This window comes from Aureimonas populi, from assembly GCF_017815515.1.
Taxonomy (GTDB): Bacteria; Pseudomonadota; Alphaproteobacteria; order Rhizobiales; family Rhizobiaceae; genus Aureimonas; species Aureimonas populi.
In genome coordinates this window covers 582,686-609,463 of record NZ_CP072611.1, presented here as the reverse complement: position 1 = coordinate 609,463, position 26,778 = coordinate 582,686, and the positions used below count along the sequence as shown (strand labels likewise).

Here is a 26,778-nt window from a genome sequence, read left to right as displayed (position 1 = left end):
GATCATCTCGAAAGGCATGTTGAGCTGGAGCAGCAAAATATTGAACAGCACGATGTCGCCGATGGTCAGCGCGCACCTCCTGTTGTTATCAGCGAGAGGCCCGCACTGTGATGCAACAACGCCATAGGTGAAAGGTCTTTAGAACGCTTTTCGCCTTGCCTTGAACACCCGCTTGCGTCCGCCCGGATGGCCCGCCATCCAGAGCAGGGCGCCGCCGATCCACAATTGCAGGCCGATGCCGATGGCGGCCGCGAGCGTGCCGTTGAGGATCGCGACCGATCGCGGCGCACCACCCATCAGCACGGGCTCGGTCAGCGAGCGGTGCAAAGGCACCTCGAAGCCATCGACAACAGCGGCCATCAGACCAGCACCCCGCCGCCGAACGAGAAGAAGCTGAGGAAGAAGGAGCTGGCCGCGAAGGCGATGGACAGGCCGAACACGATCTGGATCAGCTTGCGGAAGCCTTCTCGATCTGATTGAGCGACTGCGCGATCAGGAAGGAGCGGAGGCCATAGCCGGCCATGAACGCCAGGGCGCTCTCGAAGAAATCGAGCCTTCCCAACGCCGGGAACTCGTCGCGCATGAGGAGCAGCTTGTGCTTGCGCTCGATGCCGTCTGACCCGTCGAGGCTTTCGGTGAGGCGGCGGCCGATCTGGTTGAGGATCAGGCGGATCAGCGGCTTGGTGCGCGAGATGTCGGACGGCGGCACGACCAGATAGAGCGAGACGGATGCCCGGCGGCGATCAGGTCGGCGATGCGCCAGTCGCAGCGCGACGTGACCTCGGCCACGGTCGGATCGCGATAGAGGCCGAGGAACGACATGGCGGTGGAGAGCACGCCGCTGCGCTCGTTCTCGGACTTGTTCAGCACCTCGCGCGCGGCGCCGGCGACGACGGGATGCGGACCGGCCTCGCCGAGATGCGCCGTGGTCATCATCGACCAAAGCGCCTTCTCGAAAGGGTGAGCTGGATCGGAAAGGAAGTTGGCGATGCCGCGCAGCGTCTTGTCCTGTTCGGCGTAGAGGACATGCAGGATCGCGCCGACCAGCAGCGAATGGCTGGTCTTTTCCCAGTGAGACCTGCGCTCCAGCGCGCCTTCGGGATCGACGAGGATGTCCGCGATGTTCTGGACGTCGCGCACCTCATGGACGCCGCGGAGGACCTCCAGCAGCGGATTGTAGGCCGCGCTCTTGGGATCGGTCGGGTTGAACAGGAGGCAATGGGAGAACTGCGCGCGCCATCCGGCGGTCAGCGTCCAGTTTTCGCCCTTGATGTCATGGATCGCGGCCGAGTGCGGCCACGACAGGAGTGTGGGCACGACCAGGCCCACGCCCTTGCCGGAGCGCGTCGGGGCGAAAGCCATGATGTGCTCGGGACCGTCATGGCGCAGATAGGCGCCGGCCATAAGGCCGAGGAAGACGCCTGACGGCTTGCTCAGGCCGGCCTCAGTGATGTCCTTACGGTCGGCCCAGCGGGCGGGAACCGTAGGTGGTGACATGCTTCGCCTGCCGTGCGCGCCAGACCGACCCGACGATCGCCGACAATGCGGCGGCGACGCCGCTGCCGCCGGCGATCGCGCCGCCTGTGCGGAAAACGTCGGGCGCGTAAGCCTCATAGACATACCACCACTCGAACAGCCGCCAGGGATAGTAGAAGGGAAGGCCGTCAACGAGAAACCAGGGCTCTCCTAGGCGGGTCTGAAAGCCGAGTTGGAAGGCGACCCATTGCGTCGCGGCCCATGTGCCGGCAAGCGCGATGCCGAACACGACCAGCATTTGTCCGATAAGCACCTTCGTCGGCGTCATTCACGCCCCGCAACAGCCACACAATCCGGCCCGCGCAAGGGGCCGATCGGACACGAGGCTTGTTGCTTGAAGGCGTTAAGTCAAATACATTTTCCTCTGTCATAAACGGCGAAAATTATCTTAATACAAAGAGGTGTCATCTAATATTGCTGTATATAGACTATGGCAGTTGAGTATTGCGGCGTTGTGACGCAAGGCCGGCGCGACGCATCGTCGATGCCAGACAATTCGTCGCCACATGCAAACAAGTGAGGACGTCTTGTCTGGTTTCAGCGGCGGGAGAAGCAGCGGATATGAGGATTCGACGTCAGGACTCAGTCCTGCGACGGTATCGGCGGACGGTATCGCACGAACGATCATCCACCCGTATACGTTTTATCGGCATCTGTTGGAATGCCGGCAGGCGCGTTTGGCGTGCCGATGTCCTTTGACAAGCTGAGCTTTTTGGCGCTTGCCATGCATGCATGGCGGCATTCTAAATGAACCGCTATAGGTCAACCCTCAGACGCTCCTGTCGGTTCGACAGGGTCATATCGTTTATGTAACATGCCTCGACCAAAGCAAATCGAGACACGGGCACCTTTGACCCCGGCCGAGGTAGAGAGCGCGACTTACGTAGGCAGTGCAGAGCATAAGACCGTGCGCTGGTGGGGCGGTCTCCCAGAGGCTTGGGTAGGCGTGGACGGCAAGGCTCGGAGACCGAAGAAGGAGCATACAACAATTTGCCCGAAGGTCACCGAACAGGAACGCGAGGAAGCCAGCAGATGGGTGCGAGTTGCGCTCGCGTTGGGTCAGTTGCGTTTTTTGGAAGGTGACAAAACTTATCCCAAACATATCTGGTATAGGGATGATAATGGACAATTCTGGTTTGGATTTGCGATCAACCAGATAGCAGGTACATACAAGGGCTGGCCTATCAGCGAGGCGGAAAAGCGTGCAGCATTCGATTGAATGGCAAGAAGGTGCGATCAACGCGTCGCCAGAGGAGCGGGCGACGGTCGCTGACTTGCGCCTGTTTCTCAACAATCAGAATGTCACGAAGTATCTACTCGACGACAAGTTGGGCGATCACGTTACGATCGCGCTTTATGGCCTCGTCGAAGGTTTAGTACATCGATGGTGGTCAATCTTTGGGGCGCGGGATCGAGAATTCTTTCTCAAGAACTATCGTATGGGCTATCTTTTGCCAGATGTACGAATTCAATTCGATGGTGCAGTTTTTGAAGTTTCTTCCCATCAATGCGTATACACCAATCCCGATTTGCGATTTTGGGGAGGGGCCAGCGAGGTTCTTTCCCGCAAAGACGGGGAGGTTTGGCTTTCCACTTTCGTTGAAGAGGTTCTGACACGTCTGGATAGCCAAGGAGTCCGTGAAACAGGCGCCGCTCTGCGTTGGAAGCGAGTCAAGGCTTCTCGTCATTCACAAGAAAGCGCCTTTTGCGAAGCCGCTGGCAGCTTAGGGTTGGACCCCTATCAGATTGCTGACGATATGGCAGATTTCATTGAAAAGGCAGAGGATCTGTTCACAGCGGAACCGCTGACGGAGTTCGTTTCCGGGGCCAAAGAGGTCGATCAACACCGACTGATCGAGTGGGCGAGTCGAATGATAGGGCCCAAAGGATCTAATCACCGCCTAGCCAACCTCCGTCCGATCGTGGAGAAGATCGCAAAAGAAGTTCCGGCTCGTCCTGGGGAGCAGGCATGGGCCGCCGGGTATAGACGCGCTCGGGCTATGCGGAAAGCTTTAGACTTAAAGCAGCATAGCCGGCTTGCTTCATTCCGAGATCTGGCGTCACGTCTCGGCGCACCAACGAGCTATAATCTCGCGCCCAAGGTGAATGGGATAAACGCTCTGCGCCGCGAGGGCCCAAACGGCATCCATATTCATGTTCGCAACCATGGCAACTATGAGGGTGCGAAAACATCCCATCTATTTACGCTGGCGCGGGCGATAGGTGATGCCGCCTGTTTTCCCGACCCAGAGGCGTCCCCAATCAATAGGCTTCGAAATGCCTACCGGCAAGCAGCCGGGCGAGCGTTTGCGGCAGAATTCCTGGCTCCGATAGACGAAGTGCGGTCGATGCTGGAAGACGAGTATGACGAATATTCGATCGCAAACGAGTTTGGCGTCTCTCCGAACGTCATTGAACATCAGATTGAGAATGAAGATCGGATTCAGAAAGCGTGTGACTAGTGCCTGACTACTGGTGGAGCTGTCTCGTACGAGCAGGATAACCAGTAGAGGCACTGTCACTTGCGGCCGCAGAATGCGCCTGCCTTTTAGCGGAATACAGCAGGGTTCGACAGTATGTCAGAGTCCGTCCGGGAATTCATGATGCCCGAGCGATGCGACGTAGGAGGATCATGACGGATGCGGCGTAGAGGAAGGCTGTGGCGGATGCGAGCGTGGCCTCGGTATTCTTCCAGAGGCGCCGGTTGCGGCTGATCCATGCGAAGAAGCGTTCCACGGCCCAGCGCCTCGGATGGATTGCGAATCCGATCTGCTCTGGCGGTTTCCTGACGATCTCAATGTCGATCAGCGTTGCGGTGCGAGGCCGCTCTCCCGCAAAGCCTGCGTCGGCGAAGGCCTTCGTCACGAACGGGAAGGAACGCCGCGACAGGCGCAGGACAGGGACGGCACCGTCGCGGTCCTGGACACTGGCGGGCTGAGGATCGAGAACGAGGGCGCGTCCATCCGTATCGACCATGGCCTGGCGCTTTCGACCCTTCACCTTCTTGCCGGCGTCATACCCTCTCGGCCCGCCGGCCTCGGTTGTCTTGACGCTTTGGCTGTCGATGACGGCGGCGCTGGGCGAGGCATCGCGCGCCACCCGCTCACGATCCCTCATGACGAGGCGGTGGTTGATGGTCGCGAATACGCCAGCGTCGCGCCAGCGGCTGAAATGGTCGAACACCGTGCTCTTGGGCGGCATGTCCTTGGGGATGAGCCGCCAGGGAATGCCACCCCGCAGGACGTAGAAGATCGCATTCAGGATCTCGCGCGTCGGCCAGGCCGACGGTCGCCCTCGCAAACATCCCTTCGGCAGCATGGGCTCGATGATCCCCCACTCGGCATCGGTCAGGTCGGTTTCATATCGCAGGTGGTCGCGGCTATGCTGCCGCCGGGTGGTCGGGGTCCACATGGCGTTTCCAGATCAGGTGTCAGATACCCTCTGGAATCAGCCGCGCTCCGATCACTCAACCCATTCTCGGACGGACTCTTAGACCAATTCTCATTGATCAGAACCCATGAGCCCAAGCGCATTCTGGACACCGAGGACGACGTCGTGGTGGTGGATGCGCGCCGCTTCGAGGAGTTCAACACGATGAGCATCCCGCGCGGGCGCAGCCTGCCGGGGGGTGAGCTCGTCTACCGGATCCATGATCTCGCGCCCTCGCCCGACACGCTGGTGATCGTGAACTGCGCGGGCCGCACGCGCTCGATCATCGGCACCCAGAGTCTCGTGAACGCCGGTATTCCCAACCGGGTGGTGGCTCTTCGCAACGGCACCATCGGCTGGACGCTGGAAGGGCTCGAGCTGGAAACGCGCCGCACCGAGCGGGTGCCCGAGCCTTCGGCGGAGGCCCGTGCCAAAGCGCGCGCCAACGCTGCTAGATGGGCGGCTCACGTCGGTGTGCCGGTGATCGGCGCGCAGGACCTCGCCCGGTTCCGCGCCGAGGCCGAGGAGCGCACGCTCTATACGCTCGACGTGCGCGATCCGTCCGAGCACGCCGCCGGCCATCCGGCTGGCTTCGCTTCCGCTCCCGGAGGTCAGCTCGTGCAGGCGAGCGACGAGTGGCTCGGCGTACGGGGAGCGCGGGTCGTTCTCTACGACGACGACGGCGTGCGCGCCCGCATGACCGCCTCGTGGCTCGTGCAGATGGGGTGGAGTGCCCACGTCCTTGCCGAGGACGCCGTTCTACCTGACAATGTTCGGGAACCATCGGCGGAGCGGATCGACCTTTCGGCGCCGCCGCACGCGGTGATCACACCGCGCGAGCTTGAGGCGCTGAAGGGTGCGGCCATCGTCGACCTCGCGCGCAGCCCCGCCTACCGCCGGGGCCATGTGCCGGGTGCCTGGTTCGCCTCGGGCCCGGAACTTTCACGGGATCTGAGGTCTCTGCCGGGCGAGGGGCCGGTGGTCCTCACCTCACCGGATGGCAGGCTGGCAACGGCTAATCTCGCCGACGCGCTCGCCATCACCGGGGGGCGCGGGGCGCTGCTGCTTGACGGTGGGACAGACGCCTGGACACAGGCCGGACTCCCGCTGGAAACAGAGGCGCGCTGGCTGTCGGACCGAATCGATGTCTACAAGCGCCCGTACGAGGGCACGGACAATGCGAAGGCCAACATGCAGGGCTACATCGACTGGGAACTGCAACTCGTCGCCCAACTCGCCAACGACGGGGTGGCGAAATTCCACGTCCGACGATGATAATTAGTTTTTCCAGTTAAGGGAATAATGCATTTTTTCGACATAGGGACGGCGTATAAAAATGCAATTTTCAGGATAAAACATGGTATTTTCACCCTTTAAATTCAGTTTATCCTTCTTTTAATTCAAATAGTTAACTAATGTTTTCTCCTTCCATTCGCTCCAATCATTTGTAAGATTCTTGATGGTCGACTGTGGTGCAGATAGTCGCACGAACGATCGTTTAATCACCGTCTCCTGCTAGAGCTGTAGTTCTGCTATCGGCGCTACTGGGCGGCAGGAGTGCAATCCGTTCATAGGCGACGTGTAGGCCATTGATCGGTGGTGGGCGCCTGGGGGCCTGGGCCCGGAGAGATGCGGCTACAACGCAGTGCGCATTCGGCCGAGCACGACCTCGACGTCTGTCGGGGAATGGCCGTTGATCGGCGTTATGTCTTGTGGACAAGCGGAGAATGCGACCACGCAGTTTCGCAGCGCTTTGAGCGTCACGCGATCACCCGGCTCGCCTAAAGGGGCTCCTTGCGTGAGCGATCCGTCCGCGCCGACAGGGATGTTCATGAACAGGTTGAGGGGCTGCGGAACCTTTCCTGAGAGCGGAAGGCCGATCGCCTCCATGGCTTCGCGCAGGTTGTCGGCGCAGCTTCTGTGATGGCCCCGGCATCCGAGGAGTTCGTAGCGGCGTGCGTCGCAGGCCGCCATGATCGTGTCGTGGATGCCCGGTGAGGTATCCTCCACGACCTCGATGATGGGTTCGCGCCGATCCGTAAGGTAATGCCCCCCGACCCCGGCGGAAAGCCGTCCGTTCTCGACACGACTGTGTTCCATGGACATGACGTGATCGAGGTTCTCGGCGCAGAAGGCCCAAGTGTCCACGACCTGAGTGCCCGAGACGTTCACAACCGAGACCGTCTCCCCTTCAGCCAGACGCATGGCGAGGCCACGTCCGGCCGGGACGATGAGGGTTTTCTGCTCGCTCATGCTGGCACTCCTTGCGCGTCGCGTGCCTCGGCCCAGTAGGGCTGGTTGCAGATGAAGCCGAGAAACCCGGTGACGACCAGTGCCCCGAGATAGGCGGTGGCTCCTGTTCCGACGTCCAGCGGCGGATTTACTTCCACGAAGTCGAAGCCTCTTACCCGGTGACGCTCGGCGATCGCCCGCAGAGCGCCCATCAGTTGCGGGAACGTCATTCCGTCCGGCTCGCCCGAAACGCAGCCGGGAACCAGCGACATGTCGAGGGCATCGACGTCGATCGTAACGTAAACGTCCGAGCCTTCGGGTAAGAGCGCAGCGATCCCGTCGGCTCCCAAACGCCGCGTCTCGCTCATGCACACGACTCGGTGGCCGCTCCCGCGAAGTTCCTCGACGTGGCGCCGGCTCGTGCGCAGCCCGCGAATGCCGATCTGTGTCAGAGACAGGCAGGTCGGCATCGAGACGATGTGCCGGAACGCGTGGCTGTTCGTCCGGTCGAGATCCTCGTCGATCTCCGCGTAGTCCTGATGCGCATCGAACTGGATGACGTGCATCGGGCGGTCGAACGCTTCGAAGACAGGATAGGTGATCGAGTGATCGCCGCCGAGGACGACGGGCATCAACCCTGCTTCGAGCATCTCGCGCACGCGCTGGGTTACGATCTCGAAGGTGCGGGCCGGGTTGGCGGGCCGCACGTCCACGTCGCCCGCGTCGACGATCAGGCCGCGCGAAATCTCCTCCGCGAGGTAATCCGTCCCGGTGTCCGGGTCGTGAAGCGGCGCGTCGAGCGGAAAGCGCAAGGAATGCTCGCGGATCGCCCGTGGTCCCATCCTCGACCCCGGCAGGAAGGGAGATCCCTCGTCGAAGGGAACGCCAAGGACGCCGATCCTGGCTCCGGCATAATCGGAAGGCGATGACGAGATCCTGCTCCGCAGATAGCTCGGTATGCCGCAATACGGTCTGTCGATGGGCTTCAAGTGCTTTCTCCTGAGATAGGGGGACGCGCTGCGAAGGACGGATGAAAGGGCGAGACGCGATCGAAGAAGTCCGCGACGCGGGGGTTCTCGCGCGAGGAGACGACCCTGGAAGGCGGCCCGTCGGCGATGATCCGTCCCTTGTCCATGAACATCATCCGCGCGGCGACGTCGCGGGCGAACGTGAGTTCGTGCGTGACGACCAGCATGGTCATGCCAGTGTCAGCGAAGTCTCGCAGCAGTTGGAGCACCTCGCCGATCAGCTCGGGGTCGAGGGCTGCGGTCGGCTCGTCGAACAGCATGATCTCGGGCTCCATGGCGAGAGCACGGGCGATGGCGACGCGCTGCTTCTGGCCGCCGGAAATCTGGCCCGGATAGCGATCGCCGAGTTCGGCGATCCGCAGACGGTCGAGAAGCCGGCAGGTGCGTTCGCGCGCCGCGGCCGGCGATCGGCCGCCCGCGACGATCTGGGGCCGGTTCACGTTCTCGGCGACTGTCATGTGGGGCCACAGGTTGAGCTGCTGGTAGACCATCCCGATCATAGGCCGGATCGCGTCGATCTCGCGGCGGGACTGGCGCCGAACGGTCTCGCCTCTCAACTCGCGTCCAAGATAGTGTCCGCCGACCTCGACGAAACCCTCGTCCGGGGGGTCGAGCCACAGAAGGGTGCGCAGAAGCGTGGACTTCCCGCAGCCGGAAGGCCCGACCAGGCTGACGACCTGTCCCTTCGGAATCTCGAAATACACCTCGTCGAGAGCCTTCGTCTCTCCGAAGCGACGGTTGAGGTTAGTCGCCCGCAGAGCAAGGGTCATCGCGCATCCCTCCCGTCGAGGATGAGGTAGCGAGCGGCGAGCGGATTCATCCTGCCGGCCCGTTGTGCCGATCCAAGACGCCGTTCGAAGGCGTCGGCCACGGCTGCGAAGACAGCGGTGATGAACCAGTAGATGAGCGCCACCGCAATGAAGACCTCGAACGGCGCGAAGGTGTTGCCTTGGACGACGAGGCCCTGGAACGTCAGTTCCGCGACGGTGATCGAGGATATGACCGAACTCTCCTTGATCATCGTCATCGTCGTGTTCACCACTGGCGGGATCATCGGCGACCGGACTTGGGGCAGTATGACGTGGCGCGCGGCCGCGAAGGGCGACATCCCGATCGCTCGGGCCGATTCCCATTGACCGGCGGGCAGCGCCTTCACGCAGGCGCGGATGATCTCGGTGTAGTACGCGCCCGCGAACAGCGACAGGGCGACCGTTCCGTTGAAGAGCGCGGAATTGCGGATGCCGGCGGCCGGCATGCCGTAATGCACGAGAAAGAGGATCACAATGAAGGGAATGCCCCGCATCAGCATGATGTAGACGAAGACCAGCCAGCGCAAGGGAGCAAAGGAGGTAAAGGAGAATGCGGCCGCGACCGCGCCGATCAGCAGGCCGAAGACGAAGGCGGTTGCACAGATGCGCAGGGACATCAAGGCGCCGCGCGCGAAGAGGTCCCAGTGGTCGAGAACGACGAATGGGTCCAGCGACATCAGCGGGTCTCCTTCGCAACGCGCCGCTCCAGCAACAGGCCCACGGCGGCCAGCGCAAGATTGATCGCCAGGAACATGAGCGCGGCCGCGATCAGGGGTTCGAAGGGCCTGAAGGTCGAGGCTCCGATCTGCTGGGCCACACGCAGCATCTCCACCACGGTGATAACGGCGAGAAGGGCCGTGCCCTTCACGATGATCGTCCCTTCGTTCACGAGCATGGGTGATATCCGCCGGAAAAGCTGAGGCAGGATAACCCGGCTCCAGATGGCGAACGGGGAGAGGCCGAGTGCGGTAGACGCCTCGATCTGGCCCGCCTCGATCTCGCGCAGGGACCCGCGCATGATCTCAGAGATGAAGAAGGAAGAGTTGATCCCGATCGCGAGGATGCCGGCCATCTCTGGCGGCAGTCGCAGGCCGACGGCGGCTGGCAGACCGTAATAGACCAGGAAAATCTGGATGAGTATCGGCGTGCCGCGGATGAAGCTCAACAGGACGGCGATCACGCCGTTGACGGGGCGGATCTTCAGCGACCGCAGGATCGTCAGCAGCGTGCCGCCGACCAGGGCGAGCAAGGCGGCCGCCGATGCGATCCGCAGATTGAAGAGCGCGGCATCGCTGACCCTCGGCATGGCCGAAAGGATGTAGGCGAGATCGACGTTCATGATGGCTCCGGCCCGAACGGTTCGGACGGTCGCCCCCTCATCGGGGCTGACCGAGGCTCAGAGAGCGCCTTCGGGCAGGTAGCCGTCGTGGGGAATCTCCATCCGGAATCCGAACCACTTCTCCTGGAGTTCGTAGAGACGGCCGTCGTCCCTCATCTTGAAGATCACGACCGAGATGAAGTCGCGAAGATCGGTGTCCTCGGGCCTCGTCACCCAGCATAGGTAGGTCCACTGCACTCCGGTCTCGATCGGCGCCCCGATCTCGAATGCGTCCGGGCGATCCCTGACGAGGGTCGCCAGCGATGGCAGCGACTGGATCACCACGTCGATCTCCCCGGTGGCGAGTGCCACGTAGCAGTCGGTGAACGCGGTGTAGAGCAAGAGATCCGCAAAGCCCTCGCCTTCAGCCGTGAGCCGGTCGTTCAGGGCGCGGGCGATCGGTTCCGTCGACGAAGCCAGCTGCGTGCCGACTCGAAGCCCGGCCATCGCGTCCTCATCCTCGAACGCCTCCCCGGCGCGGGTGAGCGCATAGGGTTGCCCGTTGGCGATCGGGGCCGTGTAGGCGTAGCGGGAGGCCCGCTCTTCATTGACGCCGACGGTGGTGGCGACGAAATCGAAGTTGCCTGCGAGGAGGCCTGGCAGGATACCCTGCCAAGGCAGATCGAGCTGCCGAAGCTCAACGCCGAGTTCGGAGACGATGACATCGAGGATGTCCTTGCCGTATCCGACGATCTGGCCGCTCTCGTCCACGAATTCGAACGGAGGAAAAGCGGCTTCCGTGCCGACGGTGACCGTTCCCGTTTCTCGGATGCGGCCCAGCGTTCCTCCCGTCTGGGCGAGGAGGGGGATCGGGAACGCGGCCAAGACACCCGTGAGCCCGGTGACGATGCCGAATTGCCTGCGCGTGAGTTTTGCCATGTCGCTTTTCTCGCCTTTGGAGTTGAAACCGTGACTGCTTAGACGTTCGTCCTCGGGCCTCCCTCCGTCGGATCCGGGCGTTTCAGGGCCCCGCGAAGTAGTCCGCCCTGACGGCGGCGCCGATCAGGTTGACGGCCAGCCGGCCGGCAAGGATCGAGGTGATGTCGTTGACATCGCGAGACGGGGTGATCTCGACGACGTCCATGCCGAGGACGCGCCCCTTGGCCACGAGCCCGTGGATCAGGCGCCGGCACTGATGGAAGGTCAGTCCTCCCGGCGCGGGACCTTCGACGCCCGGTGCCTCCGAAGGGTCGATGCCATCGGCATCGATTGTGATGTAGTAACGCCCGCCTGAGGGGATTCGGTCCAGGACGGAGTCGATCCCATGGTCGTGTACCTCGAAGGCGGGCACGATGTTGGCGCCGTAGGCCACCGCGGCCTCGTATTCCTCTGGGCGTGCGCTGCCTTGGGCACGGATTCCGATCTGAAAGATTTCCCCGATGTGATCCATCTCGGATGCCCTGCGGATCGGGCTCGACAAGCCGTCGTGGACACCGTTCACCTCGTTCCTCCAATCGATATGGGCGTCGATCTGAACGAGGGTGATGGGTTCGTCTCCGCCGAGTTCGGAAAGTGCCCGCAGAATCGGGATTGGAATGCCGTGATCGCCACCGAAGGTGATCGGCATCGCCCCGGCCTTCAGGATCTTGCGCACCGCCTCCTCGGCGCGCGCGAAGTGGCCACCGCCTGCGACTTCGAGATCATAGGGAACGTTGCCAACGTCCACCGCACGGATCGGGCGATCGTCGTAGATCGGACCGCCGACATCGAAGTCGTGGCGCTCAAGCGCCCTGGATACACGGTAGGTCACGCGCCGGATCGTGTCAGGCGCATTGATCTGGTCGTTCGCAAGCGCGTCCGGCGTGTAGGCGCTGCCATAGGGAATTCCGAGAAAAGCGATGTCGGCTTCCAGAGAGTCCAGATCGGTATGGACCGGCGCGTACAGGAAGCTTCCGTGCGAGACCGGCGCTGGAACGGTAAGAGACATGGGCGAAATACTCCTATGCATTCAGATCATGCCGGCCGCGTGAGCCCTCGGAACCACGCCCAATTCACGCGCCCATTGCACTAAAAATAGCCATCTAACGGAAGAGACTAATTTATGAACTTCGGGGACTATTCATGACCATCGCGGACATGCGAGAAAACCGCAAAGGGAGCAACGCGGTTGTTCCAGACGCAACCTTCGAGGCCTTCCCATGGATGGAACGCTCGTCAAAACCCCGTTTCTAAAGCGTCGGACGGTCGGGCCGCTCCATGAGAACGACCTCCGGAACCTGCGCGTTTTTAGGATAGTTTGCGATGCAGGCGGCATCACCGCTGCGGTAGAGCGCAACGGACTGGAGAAGTCGTCGGTTAGCCGATCGATCAAGTCGCTGGAAGCCCGCCTCGACGGAACACTTTGCTTTCGCGGACCAAAGGGCTTCTCCCTGACGGACTACGGGACGAAGGTCTATGCTGCGGCCAGTTCGCTCGACGACGCTTTGGACCGCACGAGGACTGCGATCAACGCGGCTCACGGACTCTTCGAAGGGGAGGTCAGGCTAGGCGTCGCCGACAATTGCCTCACGAACCCCGATGCAAAGATCTCCGACGCGATCGAGGCATTCATGAAGATCGCGCCGGCCGTGCGCCTATCGGTCTCCATCTATCCTCCCGACCAGTTGGCGGCCGCCCTGACGGAGCGCCGGCTGCATCTCGGCGTGGTGTCCTCCGAGTTGGCGGGTCCGGGGTTCGAGGGGATTCCGATCTTCACCGAGCGATTCCACCTGTATTGCTGCCCCCAAGCCGATGAGGCACCACCCCGATTGGAAAGACTCGCCTCACGGGGCTACGGCATCGTGCACAGGGCTTTCAGTCATGACGGTCCCGCAGGATCATCGAGGCACATCGACGCCGCGTGGACGGCGCAGGCGAGTGGACTGGAAGCTGTGGCCACACTCGTCAATACGGGGCGTTATGTAGGATTCTTGCCGGACCACTATGTTGAGGGAATCCGGACGCGCAGGCCCTTCGTCGAAGTCCCCGGCTCCTCGCACCTCAGCCTCGAAACGGTCTTCTGCGTCGTGACGGAGCGTGACAGGTCGATCTCGCAGGCGTCGAACGCCATGAAAGAAACCATCGTGCGAGTTGCGCGACAGATGGGAACGGCGCGGGCCGCACAAGCCTTGTGCGACGGGAGGTGAGTGCGCTCCCTTGTTCGTGCCGACCTCTCTCACTTCTTTGAATATCTCGAAGAGATGGCCGCTGACGAAGCACTACGACATAACCGACGGACAAGCGGCCAAGATTCTCCCGCTGGCGGGCAGGCGTCTCAGGACCGCCACCAATTTCGATTCGAAGCGTCTCCCGCACGCCTCCTATGGGCATCTTGGCGACGACGCCTTCGATAAGGCTCTCGCCCCAGCAATTTGGAGGGGAGTTGTCATGGGCCTAGAAGGTCTACCACTTGCTCTAAATCGAAACTCCTCTCTGGAGAGTGAAATCGAGAGAGCATGCCCGCGCGCCGAATGGTCGCATCTGTCACCATCGTAACCGCGATCCGATCATCTTCCCTTAGGGTTTTGCGATCTCAGAGTCCGTCCGGGAATTCATGATGCCCGAGCGATGCGACGTAGGAGGATCATGACGGATGCGGCGTAGAGGAAGGCTGTGGCGGATGCGAGCGTGGCCTCGGTATTCTTCCAGAGGCGCCGGTTGCGGCTGATCCATGCGAAGAAGCGTTCCACGACCCAGCGCCTCGGATGGATTGCGAATCCGATCTGCTCTGGCGGTTTCCTGACGATCTCAATGTCGATCAGCGTTGCGGTGCGAGGCCGCTCTCCCGCAAAGCCTGCGTCGGCGAAGGCCTTCGTCACGAACGGGAAGGAACGCCGCGACAGGCGCAGGACAGGGACGGCACCGTCGCGGTCCTGGACACTGGCGGGCTGAGGATCGAGAACGAGGGCGCGTCCATCCGTATCGACCATGGCCTGGCGCTTTCGACCCTTCACCTTCTTGCCGGCGTCATACCCTCTCGGCCCGCCGGCCTCGGTTGTCTTGACGCTTTGGCTGTCGATGACGGCGGCGCTGGGCGAGGCATCGCGCGCCACCCGCTCACGATCCCTCATGACGAGGCGGTGGTTGATGGTCGCGAATACGCCAGCGTCGCGCCAGCGGCTGAAATGGTCGAACACCGTGCTCTTGGGCGGCATGTCCTTGGGGATGAGCCGCCAGGGAATGCCACCCCGCAGGACGTAGAAGATCGCATTCAGGATCTCGCGCGTCGGCCAGGCCGACGGTCGCCCTCGCGAACATCCCTTCGGCAGCATGGGCTCGATGATCCCCCACTCGGCATCGGTCAGGTCGGTTTCATATCGCAGGTGGTCGCGGCTATGCTGCCGCCGGGTGGTCGGGGTCCACATGGCGTTTCCAGATCAGGTGTCAGATACCCTCTGGAATCAGCCGCGCTCCGATCACTCAACCCATTCTCGGACGGACTCTTAGACAAGGGAAGCCGATCAGGATCGTCTACGGATAGGCAGCTTTCCGGCCTGATGTACCCGGAAGCTCTCCGTCCGCGTTCGGCCCCGGCTAACCTAAATGCGGGTGGAGCATTCAATCTCTCCCAGATCGTCAAACATCAAGGCCAGCTGCTGGGACTACCCAGTCTGCAGAGCGATAGGCGTTTACGATGCGAACAGGCCGTCTTCGGAGGCGAAGCCCTTGATCTCGATCGGGTTGCCGGATGGATCGAAGAAGAACATCGTGCGCTGCTCGCCTGGTTCGCCCTCGAAGCGGACGACCGGCGGGATGTCGAACGTCACGCCCTTGGCCTCCAGACGCGCCGCGAGCGTCTTCCAGTCGTCCAGCATCAGCGCGACGCCCATATGCGGCATCATCTCCATGTGATTGCCGACCTTGCCGGTGCCGAAGAAGTCGAAATCGACCCATGTGTCGGTGCTGCGACCCTCCCTGCAGCCGAGCATGTCGCCGGTAGAAGGAGCGTTCCTCGTCGAGGTCGGTGACGTGGCAGGCGAGATGGAAGACGGATTTCATTTCATTTCCTTGAGAATGCGATCGATGACAGGTGGCGGGAAAGCCGGTTCGCCATCAGTTCCAGTCGTTCAGGCAAAGACGGCCGTGGCGGCACCACCTGGCCATCAGGCAGCCATCCATCTCGCCATGACCGGCGTTGTTGACGAGATGGTCGAAATCGGTCCGTCCCCAAATCGACTGCAACGCCGAACGGACGCTCTCCACGAAGGTCGGGAAAGTGGAGATGTTGCTGACATCGAGGGGCAAAGCGATGGCCTTGCGGCCAAGAGCCTCGATCTCCGCGACCACGGCCTGGGCGGCGTCGGCGCCGTTAAGATAAGTCAAGATCACGTCACCGCCGCTACGAGCGATGCTGACGGCGGTGTTGTGATCTGCCCCCATCGACGGGTCCGGTTGGAGTGTTAGTGGATCGTCGGCCGTTGTGCCAGCGATCGGGGCGCGGGTGCTGATGCGAATGCCGGCAGGAAGACTTCCGGCGCCGGTGGTCTGTATCCGAGCGAGGAGTGCGGGCGCACGGTGTTGTAGTGGCGCCGCCAGCTTTCGATAACGATCCTGGCCTCGGCGAGGGTGTAGAAGACCTCGCCATCGAGAAGTTCGTCGCGCATGCGGGCGTTGAAGCTTTCGATGAAGCCGTTCTCCCATGGGCTGCCGGACGCGATATAGGCGGTCTTCGCCCCGACGGCGGCGATCCATTTCCTCACGGCCTTGGCGATGAACTCCGGGCCGTTGTCGGATCGGATGTTCTCCGGTACCCCGTGGAGGATGAAGAGGTCGGAGAGGACGTCGACGACATCGGTGGAATCGAGCTTGCGATCGATCCGGATGGCGAGCGCCTCGTGCGTGAACTCATCGATCACGTTCAGCATGCGGTACTTTCGTCCCTCTTGGGTTCGGTCCTCGACGAAGTCGTAGGACCAGACATGGTTGGGTCGTTCGGCCCGCAGACGGATGCACGATCCGTCGTTCAGCCAGAGCCGGCCCTTCTTCGGTTGCCTGGCGGGAACCTTCAGCCCCTCACGTCGCCAGATGCGCTCGACCCGCTTGTCGTTGACCACCCAGCCCGCCTGGCTGCGCAGAAGCGCGGCGATCCGGCGGTAGCCGTAGCGACCATAGCAACGGGCGAGCTCGACGATGTCCTCGGTCAGTTGCGCTTCGTCGTCCCGGCCACGAGGCCGGCGCCGCTGCGTCGAGCGATGCTGACCAAGAGCCCGGCAGATCCGGCGTTCGCAGACCTTCTTCGGCAGAACCGAGCGGACATGGTCGATACAGGCACGGCGACGCGCGGGGCTCAGAAGTTTCCCCGGGACGCCTCCGAAAGGATCAGCTTGTCCAGGGTCAGATCAGCCACCGCCTTGCGAAGCCGCTCATTCTCTTTCTGGAGCTCTTTCATCTGGCGGAGCTGGTCGCGGCTCATGCCACCATACTCCTTCCGCCACCTCTAGAAGGTCAGCTCCGACACGCCGATCTGGCGAACGGCATCAGCCATCGCCACCCCCTGGCCTCGTAGCACCTCAACCTGCCGAAGCTTCGTGACGATCTCGTCGGGCTTGTGTCTCTTCCGGGCCATCGTGGTCCTCCTTCATGGCAAAAACCATACTTCAGGATAGACCCGTTCAATGGGGGAGGATCACGCCACGCACATGTCGGAAGGGTGCGTCGCGATGCAGTCCGGCGATGCGCCGATGATCGCATGATAGCGGTTGAAGCCGCCGATCGCGTCGCAGCCGGCGCCAGGCTCGCGCTTGTTGCAGCGTGATCCGGCTCGGTCATAAAAATAGGCGCAGCGTGTGCGCTGCATGAGATTGCCGCCGACGGTTGCCATGTTGCGGATCTGGCCCGAAGCGCCCGCCAGAATGGCACGGGCGAGCACAAGGTAGCGAGAACGCACGAGTGGGTGGGCGGCGACGGCGCTGTTGCGGGCGGCCGCGCCGATCATGAGGCCGCCGTCGTCGCCGACCTCTATTGCGTCCGACAGGCTGGTCACGTCCACGAGGGCCGCGGGCCGTTCGATCATCTGCCGCATCAGGTCGACGAGATTGGTCCCGCCGCCAAGAAACCGGTGACCGGTTTCGCGTGCGAGGCGCAGCGCCTCGTCTGCTGTTGCCGCACGGCTATAGGTGACCGGCATCATCGCGCGGTTTCCCTTGCCGCATCGAGAATGGCTTCCACGATCCCGTTATGCGTGCCGCAGCGACAGAGATTACCGCTCATCCGCTCGCGAACCTCCTCGGGCGAGAGCGTGATCACGTCCGCGCCGAGATCGGCCGTGACGTAGCTCGGCGCCCCACGCTCGATCTCGCGCAGCATCGCCGCCGCGGAACAGATCTGGCCGGGCGTACAATATCCGCACTGGAAGCCGTCATGCTCGATGAAGGCGGCCTGGAGTGGGTGAAGGTGGTCGAGGCCGCCCAGACCTTCGACCGTAGTGACAGAGCGTTCGTCCACTTGGACAGCCAGCGTCAGGCAAGAGAGGACGCGTTCATCGTCGACCAGAACGGTGCAGGCGCCGCAGGCGCCCTGGTTGCAGCCGACCTTGGTGCCGGTCAGATGGAGACGTTCGCGCAGGAGATCCAGCAGCGAGACGCGCGCGTCGTCCGGCACGGGCACATCGGCCCCGTTGATCCGTATCGGCATCGTCCCTCCTTGCAAGGCCCCTTGCAAGGCCAAAGGAGGGTTCGGCGACCTCTCCTGCTTGAAGAAATGGTACGATATTCGTATAATTCAATCGTCGTGGTAGGCGATCTTTGTGATCAGCTCGATCAAGGTGCCGCGTTCTGCCGGCGAAAGACGATCGAGCATCATCCGGTAGAGATCGTCATGCGCCCGCGCATATGCGGCGACATGCGCTTCGCCTTTCGGCGAAAGCGTGAGCGCAACCGACCGGCGGTTGCTTTCGATCCGCCGGCGCTCAAGGAAACCATGCTTCACGAGCCGATCGGTCACCGACGAAATCGTCGTCGCCGCTACGCCGAGATAACGCGCCACATCCGTCGGTCCGCACGCGGGATGCTCAGACACGTACAGCAGGGTCTGTGTGTCGAGCAGATTGAGCGTCTTGCCGCCCACATCAGCCAGCTTGTAACGGCGGGTGAAAGTCTCGAGTGCGGTACTGAGGGCCGTTATCTGTTCATCGGTCGGCTTAGTCATGGGCGCCATATAACGCCTCATGCTTGCGTCGGGCCAGATTGCATATGCGCGGAACGCCAGCTTCTCGCGAAGACGACGTCTCGATCCATAGCGGTAGCGGGGCGTCCACCTCTTCGCGAGGCAACTTCCGACAAGCCGTCACGCACAATGCGGTCCGGCCTACCCACGCTCAATTGCGTGGTAGCTTGGTGGTAGCTTGGCGCAAAAACAAGGACGGCGACCCGAAGGTCGCCGTCCTTGTTTTCTTTGAAAAAACTGGAGCGGGCGAAGGGATTCGAACCCTCGACCCCAACCTTGGCAAGGTTGTGCTCTACCCCTGAGCTACACCCGCCCGCTCCCCGCTGCGCCGTGGCGCCGCGGACGGCCGCTATATGGCGCAAGCCGTTTGGGAATGCAACGGGAAAATTCGCGTCGGGCGGCTTCCTTGCGCCTGGCGGCGGTTCCGGCTTGATGCGGGGCGCGTTGCGCACGATATCACGGTCCTTGTGCGGCGAAGGTTGCGCCGGGGAGCCGGATCGGGCTTTGCGGCTTGACATTCATGTGCGCGAGCGGACATCGACCCCATCGCCGGTCTGGAGGCGAAAAGGAACGATCATGAGCAACAATCCATTCGCTTCGATGCAGGCCGGCGGCACCGGGCCGTCCGAGGCTCCGGTCGGGGCGGCCGCGTCGGCGGGCCTCGTCAAAGACACCACCACCGCCGCCTTCTCGCAGGACGTGATCCGCGAATCGCGCAACCAGCCCGTGCTCGTGGATTTCTGGGCGCCCTGGTGCGGGCCCTGCAAGCAGCTCACGCCGATCATCGAGCGTGTCGTGGCGGCCGCCGGCGGGCGCGTGAAGCTCGTCAAGATGAATATCGACGAGCATCCCTCCATCGCCGGCCAGCTCGGCGTCCAGTCGATCCCGGCCGTCTTCGCCTTCGTGAACGGACAGCCGGTGGACGGCTTCATGGGCGCGCTGCCCGAAAGCGAGGTGAAGGCTTTCGTCGACAGGCTGGTGGCCAGCGCCGGCGGGGCGGGGGCGGACCCGGTGGAGGAGGCGCTGGCGCAGGCGCGTGAGCGCCTCGATGCCGGCGATCACCAGAACGCCGCGCAGATCTTCGGCGCCGTCCTGCAGCACGCGCCCGACAACGCCAAGGCCGCCGCCGGGCTTGCCGAATGCTTTCTCGAGGGCGGAGACCCCGAGAGCGCGCGGGCCGTGACCGAGAAGGTACCGCCCGAAATGCTGGCCGATCCGGCCTTCGCGGGCGTCGTCGCGCGGCTCAAGCTCCTGGACGAGATCGCCGGGCTCGGCGATCCGGTGGCCCTGCAGGCACGGCTCGAGGGCGATCCGGACGATCACCGCGCGCGCTACGACCTGGCGCTCATCGCCCAGGCGAAGGGCGAGCGGGCCGAGGCGGCCGGCCATCTTCTGGAGATCGTGCGCCGCGACCGGAGCTTCGAGGATGACGGCGCGCGCCGCAAGCTGCTCGAATTCTTCGAGGCCTGGGGGCCGGCCGATCCGGCCACCAGGGACGCCCGACGCCGGCTTTCCTCGCTGCTTTTCTCGTAAGGTGGCCGGCGGGAGGCCGCTCCCCTTGCGAAGGGCGCCGAAGGCGCCAGTTCAAGCCTCCTGAGGAGAGGGTATCGATTTGGGCCAGGCCGGCAACAGGACCTATGCGAGCGAGAACGAGGTTCCCGCCACCATCCCCGTCTTCCCGCTGGAAGGAGCGCTGCTCCTACCCGGGGGCCAGATGCCGCTCAATATCTTCGAGCCGCGCTATCTGGAGATGGTGGACGACGCGCTCAAGGGCGATCGGGTCGTCGGCATCATCCAGCCGCGCCTCGATGGCGCCCGCCAGCCCTCCGGCGAGCCGGAGTTGTGCGCCGTGGGCTGCCTGGGGCGGCTGACCTCGATCACCGAGACGGGCGACGGGCGCTATCTCATCACCCTGCACGGCATCGCCCGCTTCCGGGTGGAAGAGGAAATCGCCTCGCGCACGCCGTACCGAATCTGCCGCACGAAGATCTTCGCGGCCGATCTGGACCTCGATTCGGGGGCCGAGGATGTGGATCGGGAGGCGCTGCTCGGCGCGTTTCGCCTCTATCTGGAGGCCAACCAGCTCGAGGCCGACTGGGACAGCGTGGTGAAGGCGTCGAACGAAACGCTCGTCAACGCCCTGTCCATGATGTCGCCCTACGGGCCGGCGGAGAAGCAGGCGCTGCTGGAGGCGCCGGACCTGAAGACGAGGGCCGAGACGCTCGTCGCGATCACCGAGATATCGCTGGCGCGCGGCAATTCGGAAGACGGGACGCGGACATTGCAATGAGCGGGAACGACAGAGATCCGCAGGCGGGCGACACCGCGCGGCTGAGGCCGGACCCGAGGCTGCTGGAGCTTCTGGTCTGCCCCCTCACCAAGACGCCCCTGTCCTACGACGCGCAGCGCAACGAGCTCGTTTCGGCCGCCGCAAGGCTCGCCTATCCGATCCGGGACGGAATCCCGATCATGCTGGCCTCGGAGGCCCGCTCGCTCGAATAGCAGGTCCGATCAACGCGGATGGGGAAGGGGCCCCGCGTCTCAGATGCCGGCCCCGTCGCCCACCTCGTCCGGCCGGTTCGTCTCGCCCGGTTTGGGTTCGGGCGTGAAGAGGCGCCACAGGAACGGGCGAAGGGTGAAGTCGATCAGCGCCAGGAGAACCGCGCCCGGCAGCCCGAGGCCGAAGAGAAGCGCCAGCAGCCCGAGGAGAATCGCCGCCGCCGCGCGGAACCGCACCAGGGGGGCGGCGAGGCGCGGGCGGCCCGCCGCCGTGCCGAGCCATTGGGCGCGGGCGCGCTCGAAGCGGGAGGCCGATGCGGCGGCGGCCGGGACGCCGGCGTCCTGGATGCCCGGCTCGGCCGCGATGGCGCGCACCACGCCCAGCGCCGCCGTCTCGTTGGTCATCGGGTCGATGAGGATCAGCGCCCCGAGCTCGCGCGTGTCCGCATAGGGCGCGGCGACGGTGGGACGCTCCAGCGCGAGCGTCACCTTGCCGATCTCGTTCATCGCCAGCGCGCTCGTCTGGCGTGGGCGATAGGAGTGGATGTCCACCGCCTCGTCAAGCGTGCGCACGAGCGCGGGCGTCTGGGCGGAGGCGATCCTGGCGATCAGCCGGCGCCCCGCGATCAGCGGGCGTTCGGACATCCACAGAAGATCGACGCTCAGCGTCCTCGTGGCGCGCAGCGTGTCGCCCCGCGCCACGATCACGTCGCCGCGCGAGGCGTCGATCTCGTCGTCCAGCGTCAGGGTGAGGGCCTCGCCGGCAAAGCCGGCCTCCACCTCGCCGTCCGGGCCGAAGACCGCCTTCACCCGGCTCGTCCGGCCGCTGGGCAGGGAGACCACCGCGTCGCCTCTGGCGATGCGCCCGCTGGCGGCGGTGCCGCAGAAGCCGCGAAAGTCCAGATTGGGACGGTTGACCCATTGCACGGGCAGGCGGAAGGGCGCGCCCTCCGGCTCCAGCGTCTCGGGCCGCACGCTCTCCAGCCGCTCCAGCAGCGTCTGCCCCTCGTACCAGGGGGTGCTGGCCGAGCGCGCGGCGATGTTGTCGCCCCCCTTGGCCGAGATCGGCACGAAGGCGATGTCCGTGAAACCGAGCTGGGGCAGGATGGCGCGGTAGTCCGCCTCGATCCGCTCGAAGACGGCGCGGTCGAAGCCGACGAGGTCCATCTTGTTGATCGCCACGATCACCGAGCGGATGCCCACCATGGAGGTGATGAAGGAGTGGCGGCGCGTCTGCGGCAGGATGCCCTTCCTCGCATCGACGAGGATGATGGCCAGGTCCGCCTGGCTGGCGCCCGTGGCCATGTTGCGCGTGTACTGCTCGTGGCCGGGCGTATCGGCGATGATGAAGGCACGCCGGGCCGTGGAGAAGTAGCGATAGGCGACGTCGATGGTGATGCCCTGCTCGCGTTCGGCCGAGAGGCCGTCCACCAGCAGCGCGAAGTCGAGATCCTCGCCCGTTGTGCCGAACTTTCTCGAATCGCGCTCCAGCGCCTCCATCTGGTCGTCGAAGACCGAGTTGGTGTCGTGCAGCAGCCGGCCGATCAGCGTGGACTTGCCGTCGTCCACCGAGCCGCAGGTGATGAAGCGCAGAAGCGAGGCGGCCGGGGCGGCGACGCCGTCCGGCGCGGGGCCCGCGAAGGTCTCGTCCTGCGCGATCGCCGCGGCGCTGGCATCCACAGCGGGAATGGCGTCGACGGGCAGCGGCTTGAGGGCGCTCGACATCTAGAAATACCCTTCCTGCTTCTTTTCTTCCATGGAGGCACCGCCGTCCCTGTCGATCAGCCGCCCCTCGCGCTCCGAGGAGCGGGAGGAGCGCATCTCGGAGATGATGCCGGGAAGGTCGCGGGCCTGCGAGCGCACCGCGCCCGTCAGCGGGTAGCAGCCGAGGGTCCGGAAGCGGACCTCCATCTCCTCCACGCTCTCGCCGGGCCGCAGTTCCATGCGCTCGTCGTCGCGCATGATGAGCATTCCGTCACGCTTCACCACGGGCCGCTTCCGCGCGAAATACAGCGGCACGACGGGGATGTTCTCCAGTGCCACGTAGTCCCAGACATCGCTTTCCGTCCAGTTGGAGAGCGGGAAGACGCGGAAGCTCTCGCCCTGCCGCTTGCGGGTGTTGAACAGGCGCCAGGGCTCCGGCCGCTGGTTCTTGGGCTCCCAGCGGTGCTCGGCCGAGCGCAGGGAGAAGACGCGCTCCTTGGCGCGGCTCTTCTCCTCGTCGCGGCGCGCTCCGCCGAAGGCGGCGTCGAACCTGTATTTCTCGAGCGCCTGCTTCAGTCCCTCGGTCTTCATCACGTCGGTATGCAGGCGCGAGCCGGAGGCGAAGGGATTGACCCCGGCCCGAACCCCGTCCTCGTTGATGTGGACGATGAGGTCGAGCCCCAGCTCCTTCGCCCGCCGGTCCCGGAACTCGATCATCTCGCGGAACTTCCAGGTCGTGTCCACATGCAGGAGCGGGAAGGGCGGCTTGCCGGGGGCGAAGGCCTTCATGGCCAGATGCAGCATGACGGCCGAATCCTTGCCGATCGAATAGAGCATCACCGGGTTCTCGGCCGTGGCCGCCACCTCGCGGATGATGAAGATCGACTCGGCCTCGAGCCGCTGCAGATGGGTCATCGGTTTCATGGGGGGTGCCTTGCCGAAAGCGGCGTCTCACGCCTGTTTCACGTGAAACAAAAGAAGAACATCAGGGCGCGCGGGGCGGGATGGCCTCGAAAGCGGCGTCGCCATGCGCGGGGCGGCCGTCGTGCGTGCGGGCCAGCCGGCCGGCGTCGTCGACATGCAGTCCGCATTCCTTTCGCGTCTCCTCCTCCCACCACCAGCGCCCGGCGCGCTCGGGCTCGCCGGGCTTGAGGGCGCGGGTGCAGGGGGCGCAGCCGATGGAGAGGAAGCCGCGTTCGTGGAGCGGGTTGACCGGCACCGCGTTGTCGAGCGTGAAGAGGCGGATGTCCTCGCGCGTCCAGTCGAAGAGCGGGTTGGCCTTCAGCAGTCCGCGCGCCGCGTCGAAGGAGACGAAGTCCAGCGTCTCGCGATTGGCCGACTGGTCGCGGCGCAGCCCGGTGATCCAGCCGCCGGCGCCCTTCAGGGCGCGGCCCAGCGGCTCCACCTTGCGCACGCCGCAGCAGGCCTTGCGGAATTCGGGGGCGAAGTAGAAGCCGTCGATGCCCTGGTCGTCCACCAGCTCCTCCAGCGCCTCGGCGTTCGGATATTTCGCCTTGATGCGCCGGCCGTATCTCTCCTCGGTCTGCCGCCAGAGCGCGTAGGCCTCGGGAAACAGACGGCCCGTGTCGAGCGTCACCACCTTGATCGGCAGGCCCGCCTTGAAGATCAGATGCGTGAGCATCTGGTCCTCGATTCCCAGGCTCGTGGTGAAGACCACGGGCGCGGCGACGCGCTCCACCATGGCCGCCAGCCGCTCGGCCGGGGTCAGGCGGGCGAAGGCGGCGTTCAGCTCGGCGGCCAGCTCTTCTCGCGCGTCGGACATGCGGGTTGCCTCTCAGCTCTTCCGGGCGTCGAGGCGCTGGCGCAGGATGGAGCGCTCCTCGCCATAGCCGGACTGATAATGGGCGGTGATGGAATCCCTGGCCTCCAGCCATTGCTCCACCGGCTGGCGGGCGGCCGACTCCTCGGGCAGCTCCACCTCGTCGAAGCCGCAGGCCAGCGCCTCGGGGAACTGGTCCGCGATGAGGGGGCCCCGGGCGCGCAGCGTGCCGGAAAAACCGGCGCGGCGAAGGCGCCTGGCCAGCGACAGGCCGCGCCCGTCCGAGAAGCCGGGAAAGGCGATGGCGATGAGATCGACCTGGCCGATATAGGGCTCGGCCGCGCTCACCGGCACGTCGTTGGGCAGGGACAGGCCGAGCCGCTCGTTGCGCCGGTCGGCGAGCGCGGCGTCGATCACCGTCAGGGGCACCAGAACCGGGCCGCTGGCCAGCGACAGATCCTCCACGGCCTCCACCGGCGTGTATTCGTTCTCGGCCGCGCCGGACGCGTTCAGGAGAAGGCTCATGCAGCCTCTCCCGCCACGAAGCGCTGGAAGTCCTGCTTGAAGGGCTCCAGGCCCGCGCGCTTCACCGTGGCGATGAATTCCTCGCCCTCGCGGCGCTCCTTCATATAGGTCGCGACGATCGCCTCGATGGCGCCCGGAACCTGGTCGCCGTCGATGCCCGGCCCCAGCCGCTCGCCGAGCGCGGCGTCCTGCGAGGCGTCGCCTCCCAGCGTGATCTGGTAGTTCTCCTTGCCGGACTTTTCCAGGCCCAGAATGCCGATATGGCCGACATGGTGATGGCCGCAGGCGTTGATGCAGCCCGAAATCTTGATCTGCAACGGGCCCACCTCGCGCTGGCGCTCCGGCGAGGCGAAGGTCGTGGCGATCTCCTGCGCGATGGGGATGGAGCGGGCCGTGGCGAGCGCGCAGTAATCGAGGCCGGGGCAGGCGATGATGTCGGTGACGAGGCCGGCATTGGGCGTATGCAGCCCGGCGGCCTTGAGCGCCTCGTACACCGCCGGAAGGTCGTCCTGGCGCAGATGCGGCAGGACGAGGTTCTGCGAATGGGTGACGCGAAGCTCGTCGAAGGAATAGCGCTCGGCGATGTCGGCGAAGGCGCGCATCTCGTCATGCGACATGTCGCCCGGAACGCCGCCGATGGGCTTGAGCGACACCGTCAAGGCGATATAGCCGGGCTGGCGGTGGGCAAAGCCGTTCTGCCGCACGAAGCGGTCGAATTCCGGGTCGGCCGCGCGCGCGGCCTCGAGCACGGCGGAGCGGGCCGGCAGCGTCTCGTAGGCGGGCGGGGCGAAATAGGCCGCGATCCGCTCCACCTCCTGCGCCGGCGCGTTCACGCTCGGCCCGTCGAGCCGGGCATATTCCGCCTCGACGCGGGCCTTGAACTCCTCCGTGCCGATCTCGTGCACCAGGATCTTGACGCGCGCCTTGTACTTGTTGTCGCGCCGCCCCTCGGCATTGTAGACGCGCATCACCGCTTCCAGATAGGCGAGCAGCTCGTCCCTGGGCAGGAAGTCGCGGATCACCTTGCCGATGAAGGGGGTGCGCCCCAGCCCGCCGCCCACGATCACCTCGTAGCCGATCTCGCCCGTCTCGCCATGGCGCAGCACGCGCAGGCCGATATCGTGCACCTTGATGGCCGCGCGGTCGTGCTCGGCGCCGGTCACGGCGATCTTGAACTTGCGCGGCAGCCAGGAGAACTCGGGATGCAGGCTCGACCATTGCCGGATCAGCTCGGCAGTGGGGCGCGGGTCCTCCACCTCGTCGGCGGCGACGCCGGCGAACTGGTCGGCCGTGACATTGCGGATGCAGTTTCCGCTCGTCTGGATGCAGTGCATCTCGACATCGGCCAGAAGGCCGAGGATCTCCGGCACGTCCTTCAGCTTCGGCCAGTTGAACTGGAGGTTCTGGCGCGTGGTGAAATGCGCGTAGCCCTTGTCGTAGACCTCCGCGATATGGGCGAGCTGGCGGAGCTGACGGGAATTGAGCGTGCCGTAGGGCACGGCCACGCGCAGCATGTAGGCGTGAAGCTGGAGATAGAGGCCGTTCTTGAGCCGCAGCGGCTTGAACTCGTCGTCCGACAGGGAGCCGTCGAGACGCCGTGCCACCTGGCTGGCGAACTGGGCGACCCGCTCGCGCACGAAGCGCTCGTCGAACTCGTCGTAACGGTACATTCGGTGCATCCTTTTCCGGCCGGCGGCGAGCGCCCGCCCCGCACGT

24 protein-coding genes, 1 tRNA gene and 6 pseudogenes are annotated in these 26,778 nt (G+C 64.3%); 7 read left to right on the top strand and 24 right to left on the bottom strand.

All coding sequences use genetic code 11. The features are described from left to right. Positions 1-138: 138 nt before the first annotated feature. The 3 genes and pseudogenes from J7654_RS02810 to traG form a co-directional block, all read right to left on the bottom strand. The gene (locus J7654_RS02810) at positions 139-360 is read right to left on the bottom strand and encodes a VirB3 family type IV secretion system protein (protein ID WP_209738028.1); all 222 of its coding nucleotides are present in this window, start codon (positions 358-360) and stop codon (positions 139-141) included. Continuing rightward, positions 360-464: pseudogene (locus J7654_RS18275) on the bottom strand (TrbC/VirB2 family protein); the annotation flags it as partial. The gene J7654_RS02810 and the pseudogene J7654_RS18275, both read right to left, overlap by 1 nt. Further along, positions 461-1,804: pseudogene (gene traG / locus J7654_RS02805) on the bottom strand (IncP-type conjugal transfer protein TraG); the annotation flags it as partial. The pseudogenes traG and J7654_RS18275, both read right to left, overlap by 4 nt. Positions 1,805-2,482: 678 nt before the next feature. On the opposite strand from traG, the gene J7654_RS02800 reads away from it, so the two are divergent. Both J7654_RS02800 and J7654_RS02795 read left to right on the top strand, forming a co-directional pair. Next, entirely contained in the window at positions 2,483-2,755 is a 273-nt protein-coding gene (locus tag J7654_RS02800; RefSeq protein ID WP_209738025.1) for a hypothetical protein, read from the top strand. Further along, entirely contained in the window at positions 2,739-3,998 is a 1,260-nt protein-coding gene (locus J7654_RS02795) for an ImmA/IrrE family metallo-endopeptidase (RefSeq protein ID WP_209738023.1), read from the top strand. The genes J7654_RS02800 and J7654_RS02795 overlap by 17 nt, the downstream gene beginning before the upstream one ends. A gap of 136 nt (positions 3,999-4,134) precedes the next feature. Here the strand turns inward: J7654_RS02795 and J7654_RS02790 are convergent, their stop codons facing one another. Continuing rightward, positions 4,135-4,947 (bottom strand): IS5 family transposase, encoded by an 813-nt coding sequence (locus tag J7654_RS02790; RefSeq protein ID WP_209738022.1) that lies wholly within the window; start codon positions 4,945-4,947, stop codon positions 4,135-4,137. Between the two features lie 93 nt (positions 4,948-5,040). Between J7654_RS02790 and J7654_RS02785 the strand changes: the two genes are divergently transcribed. After that, positions 5,041-6,240 (top strand): rhodanese-like domain-containing protein, encoded by a 1,200-nt coding sequence (locus J7654_RS02785; RefSeq protein WP_245195606.1) that lies wholly within the window; start codon positions 5,041-5,043, stop codon positions 6,238-6,240. A 360-nt stretch (positions 6,241-6,600) separates the two neighbouring features. Here J7654_RS02785 and J7654_RS02780 read toward each other — a convergent pair whose 3' ends face one another. From J7654_RS02780 to J7654_RS02750, 7 genes are all read right to left on the bottom strand, one after another. Further along, positions 6,601-7,218, bottom strand: coding sequence for a DUF1989 domain-containing protein (locus tag J7654_RS02780; protein WP_209738018.1), 618 nt, complete (start codon positions 7,216-7,218; stop codon positions 6,601-6,603). Continuing rightward, a complete protein-coding gene (locus J7654_RS02775) occupies positions 7,215-8,186 on the bottom strand; it encodes an arginase family protein (protein WP_209738016.1) in 972 nt (323 codons plus the stop codon). The genes J7654_RS02780 and J7654_RS02775 overlap by 4 nt, the downstream gene beginning before the upstream one ends. Next, complete coding sequence (locus J7654_RS02770; protein ID WP_209738014.1) at positions 8,183-8,995, bottom strand: amino acid ABC transporter ATP-binding protein; 813 nt, start codon at positions 8,993-8,995, stop codon at positions 8,183-8,185. The genes J7654_RS02775 and J7654_RS02770 overlap by 4 nt, the downstream gene beginning before the upstream one ends. Continuing rightward, the gene (locus J7654_RS02765) at positions 8,992-9,711 is read right to left on the bottom strand and encodes an amino acid ABC transporter permease (RefSeq protein ID WP_209738011.1); all 720 of its coding nucleotides are present in this window, start codon (positions 9,709-9,711) and stop codon (positions 8,992-8,994) included. Before J7654_RS02765 ends, J7654_RS02770 begins: the two co-directional genes overlap by 4 nt. After that, the gene (locus J7654_RS02760) at positions 9,711-10,373 is read right to left on the bottom strand and encodes an amino acid ABC transporter permease (protein ID WP_209738009.1); all 663 of its coding nucleotides are present in this window, start codon (positions 10,371-10,373) and stop codon (positions 9,711-9,713) included. Before J7654_RS02760 ends, J7654_RS02765 begins: the two co-directional genes overlap by 1 nt. 57 nt (positions 10,374-10,430) lie before the next feature. After that, positions 10,431-11,291, bottom strand: a complete 861-nt coding sequence (locus J7654_RS02755; protein ID WP_209738006.1) for a transporter substrate-binding domain-containing protein — start codon at positions 11,289-11,291, stop codon at positions 10,431-10,433. Between the two features lie 82 nt (positions 11,292-11,373). After that, on the bottom strand, positions 11,374-12,339 hold the full coding sequence (locus J7654_RS02750; RefSeq protein WP_209738004.1) for an agmatinase: 966 nt from the start codon (positions 12,337-12,339) through the stop codon (positions 11,374-11,376). A gap of 211 nt (positions 12,340-12,550) precedes the next feature. On the opposite strand from J7654_RS02750, the gene J7654_RS02745 reads away from it, so the two are divergent. Continuing rightward, complete coding sequence (locus tag J7654_RS02745) at positions 12,551-13,537, top strand: LysR family transcriptional regulator (RefSeq protein ID WP_209738002.1); 987 nt, start codon at positions 12,551-12,553, stop codon at positions 13,535-13,537. A gap of 405 nt (positions 13,538-13,942) precedes the next feature. Here J7654_RS02745 and J7654_RS02740 read toward each other — a convergent pair whose 3' ends face one another. The 8 genes and pseudogenes from J7654_RS02740 to J7654_RS02705 all read right to left on the bottom strand — a co-directional run bounded on the left by J7654_RS02740 (position 13,943) and on the right by J7654_RS02705 (position 18,867). Further along, positions 13,943-14,755 carry an IS5 family transposase gene (locus J7654_RS02740; RefSeq protein ID WP_209736461.1) on the bottom strand — a complete coding sequence of 271 codons (813 nt, stop codon included), beginning with the start codon at positions 14,753-14,755 and terminating at the stop codon, positions 13,943-13,945. A gap of 264 nt (positions 14,756-15,019) precedes the next feature. Further along, positions 15,020-15,389, bottom strand: a pseudogene (locus J7654_RS02735) (VOC family protein). Between the two features lie 129 nt (positions 15,390-15,518). Then, a pseudogene (locus J7654_RS02730) lies at positions 15,519-15,770 on the bottom strand (SDR family NAD(P)-dependent oxidoreductase); the annotation flags it as partial. A 20-nt stretch (positions 15,771-15,790) separates the two neighbouring features. Further along, positions 15,791-16,956: pseudogene (locus J7654_RS02725) on the bottom strand (IS3 family transposase). A gap of 63 nt (positions 16,957-17,019) precedes the next feature. Beyond that, positions 17,020-17,520: pseudogene (locus J7654_RS02720) on the bottom strand (FAD binding domain-containing protein); the annotation flags it as partial. Beyond that, positions 17,517-18,023 carry a (2Fe-2S)-binding protein gene (locus J7654_RS02715; protein WP_209737996.1) on the bottom strand — a complete coding sequence of 169 codons (507 nt, stop codon included), beginning with the start codon at positions 18,021-18,023 and terminating at the stop codon, positions 17,517-17,519. The gene J7654_RS02715 and the pseudogene J7654_RS02720, both read right to left, overlap by 4 nt. A gap of 87 nt (positions 18,024-18,110) precedes the next feature. Next, positions 18,111-18,536 (bottom strand): MarR family winged helix-turn-helix transcriptional regulator, encoded by a 426-nt coding sequence (locus J7654_RS02710; RefSeq protein ID WP_209737994.1) that lies wholly within the window; start codon positions 18,534-18,536, stop codon positions 18,111-18,113. A gap of 256 nt (positions 18,537-18,792) precedes the next feature. Continuing rightward, positions 18,793-18,867 (bottom strand) — tRNA-Gly (locus J7654_RS02705). Between the two features lie 263 nt (positions 18,868-19,130). On the opposite strand from J7654_RS02705, the gene trxA reads away from it, so the two are divergent. From trxA to J7654_RS02690, 3 genes are all read left to right on the top strand, one after another. After that, a complete protein-coding gene (gene trxA, locus J7654_RS02700; protein WP_209737992.1) occupies positions 19,131-20,087 on the top strand; it encodes a thioredoxin in 957 nt (318 codons plus the stop codon). Positions 20,088-20,166: 79 nt separating this feature from the next. Next, entirely contained in the window at positions 20,167-20,844 is a 678-nt protein-coding gene (locus J7654_RS02695) for an LON peptidase substrate-binding domain-containing protein (protein ID WP_209737990.1), read from the top strand. Further along, entirely contained in the window at positions 20,841-21,056 is a 216-nt protein-coding gene (locus tag J7654_RS02690) for a Trm112 family protein (protein ID WP_209737988.1), read from the top strand. The genes J7654_RS02695 and J7654_RS02690 overlap by 4 nt, the downstream gene beginning before the upstream one ends. A 39-nt stretch (positions 21,057-21,095) precedes the next feature. Here the strand turns inward: J7654_RS02690 and cysN are convergent, their stop codons facing one another. From cysN to J7654_RS02665, 5 genes are all read right to left on the bottom strand, one after another. Beyond that, positions 21,096-22,778, bottom strand: a complete 1,683-nt coding sequence (gene cysN / locus J7654_RS02685; RefSeq protein WP_209737986.1) for a sulfate adenylyltransferase subunit CysN — start codon at positions 22,776-22,778, stop codon at positions 21,096-21,098. Next, a complete protein-coding gene (gene cysD, locus J7654_RS02680; RefSeq protein ID WP_209737984.1) occupies positions 22,779-23,681 on the bottom strand; it encodes a sulfate adenylyltransferase subunit CysD in 903 nt (300 codons plus the stop codon). 61 nt (positions 23,682-23,742) lie between these two features. Next, positions 23,743-24,540, bottom strand: a complete 798-nt coding sequence (locus J7654_RS02675) for a phosphoadenylyl-sulfate reductase (RefSeq protein WP_209737982.1) — start codon at positions 24,538-24,540, stop codon at positions 23,743-23,745. A 12-nt stretch (positions 24,541-24,552) separates the two neighbouring features. After that, positions 24,553-25,062, bottom strand: coding sequence for a DUF934 domain-containing protein (locus J7654_RS02670; protein WP_209737980.1), 510 nt, complete (start codon positions 25,060-25,062; stop codon positions 24,553-24,555). After that, positions 25,059-26,732: a nitrite/sulfite reductase gene (locus J7654_RS02665; protein ID WP_209737978.1), complete on the bottom strand. Its 1,674-nt coding sequence runs from the start codon at positions 26,730-26,732 to the stop codon at positions 25,059-25,061. The genes J7654_RS02670 and J7654_RS02665 overlap by 4 nt, the downstream gene beginning before the upstream one ends. Between the last annotated feature and the right edge of the window lie 46 nt (positions 26,733-26,778).

What these genes read in the sequence shown, in the direction of transcription:
- J7654_RS02710 (WP_209737994.1), bottom strand. Translation starts at nt 18,536, where the DNA reads ATGACTAAGCCGACCGATGAACAGATAACGGCCCTCAGTACCGCACTC.
- J7654_RS02690 (WP_209737988.1), top strand. Translation starts at nt 20,841, where the DNA reads ATGAGCGGGAACGACAGAGATCCGCAGGCGGGCGACACCGCGCGGCTG.
- J7654_RS02665 (WP_209737978.1), bottom strand. Translation starts at nt 26,732, where the DNA reads ATGTACCGTTACGACGAGTTCGACGAGCGCTTCGTGCGCGAGCGGGTC.
- J7654_RS02675 (WP_209737982.1), bottom strand. Translation starts at nt 24,540, where the DNA reads ATGTCCGACGCGCGAGAAGAGCTGGCCGCCGAGCTGAACGCCGCCTTC.
- cysN (WP_209737986.1), bottom strand. Translation starts at nt 22,778, where the DNA reads ATGTCGAGCGCCCTCAAGCCGCTGCCCGTCGACGCCATTCCCGCTGTG.
- J7654_RS02750 (WP_209738004.1), bottom strand. Translation starts at nt 12,339, where the DNA reads ATGTCTCTTACCGTTCCAGCGCCGGTCTCGCACGGAAGCTTCCTGTAC.
- J7654_RS02715 (WP_209737996.1), bottom strand. Translation starts at nt 18,023, where the DNA reads ATGCCGATACGGATCAACGGGGCCGATGTGCCCGTGCCGGACGACGCG.
- J7654_RS02670 (WP_209737980.1), bottom strand. Translation starts at nt 25,062, where the DNA reads ATGAGCCTTCTCCTGAACGCGTCCGGCGCGGCCGAGAACGAATACACG.
- J7654_RS02780 (WP_209738018.1), bottom strand. Translation starts at nt 7,218, where the DNA reads ATGAGCGAGCAGAAAACCCTCATCGTCCCGGCCGGACGTGGCCTCGCC.
- cysD (WP_209737984.1), bottom strand. Translation starts at nt 23,681, where the DNA reads ATGAAACCGATGACCCATCTGCAGCGGCTCGAGGCCGAGTCGATCTTC.
- J7654_RS02755 (WP_209738006.1), bottom strand. Translation starts at nt 11,291, where the DNA reads ATGGCAAAACTCACGCGCAGGCAATTCGGCATCGTCACCGGGCTCACG.
- J7654_RS02765 (WP_209738011.1), bottom strand. Translation starts at nt 9,711, where the DNA reads ATGTCGCTGGACCCATTCGTCGTTCTCGACCACTGGGACCTCTTCGCG.
- J7654_RS02810 (WP_209738028.1), bottom strand. Translation starts at nt 360, where the DNA reads ATGGCCGCTGTTGTCGATGGCTTCGAGGTGCCTTTGCACCGCTCGCTG.
- J7654_RS02770 (WP_209738014.1), bottom strand. Translation starts at nt 8,995, where the DNA reads ATGACCCTTGCTCTGCGGGCGACTAACCTCAACCGTCGCTTCGGAGAG.
- J7654_RS02790 (WP_209738022.1), bottom strand. Translation starts at nt 4,947, where the DNA reads ATGTGGACCCCGACCACCCGGCGGCAGCATAGCCGCGACCACCTGCGA.
- trxA (WP_209737992.1), top strand. Translation starts at nt 19,131, where the DNA reads ATGAGCAACAATCCATTCGCTTCGATGCAGGCCGGCGGCACCGGGCCG.
- J7654_RS02760 (WP_209738009.1), bottom strand. Translation starts at nt 10,373, where the DNA reads ATGAACGTCGATCTCGCCTACATCCTTTCGGCCATGCCGAGGGTCAGC.
- J7654_RS02745 (WP_209738002.1), top strand. Translation starts at nt 12,551, where the DNA reads ATGGATGGAACGCTCGTCAAAACCCCGTTTCTAAAGCGTCGGACGGTC.
- J7654_RS02740 (WP_209736461.1), bottom strand. Translation starts at nt 14,755, where the DNA reads ATGTGGACCCCGACCACCCGGCGGCAGCATAGCCGCGACCACCTGCGA.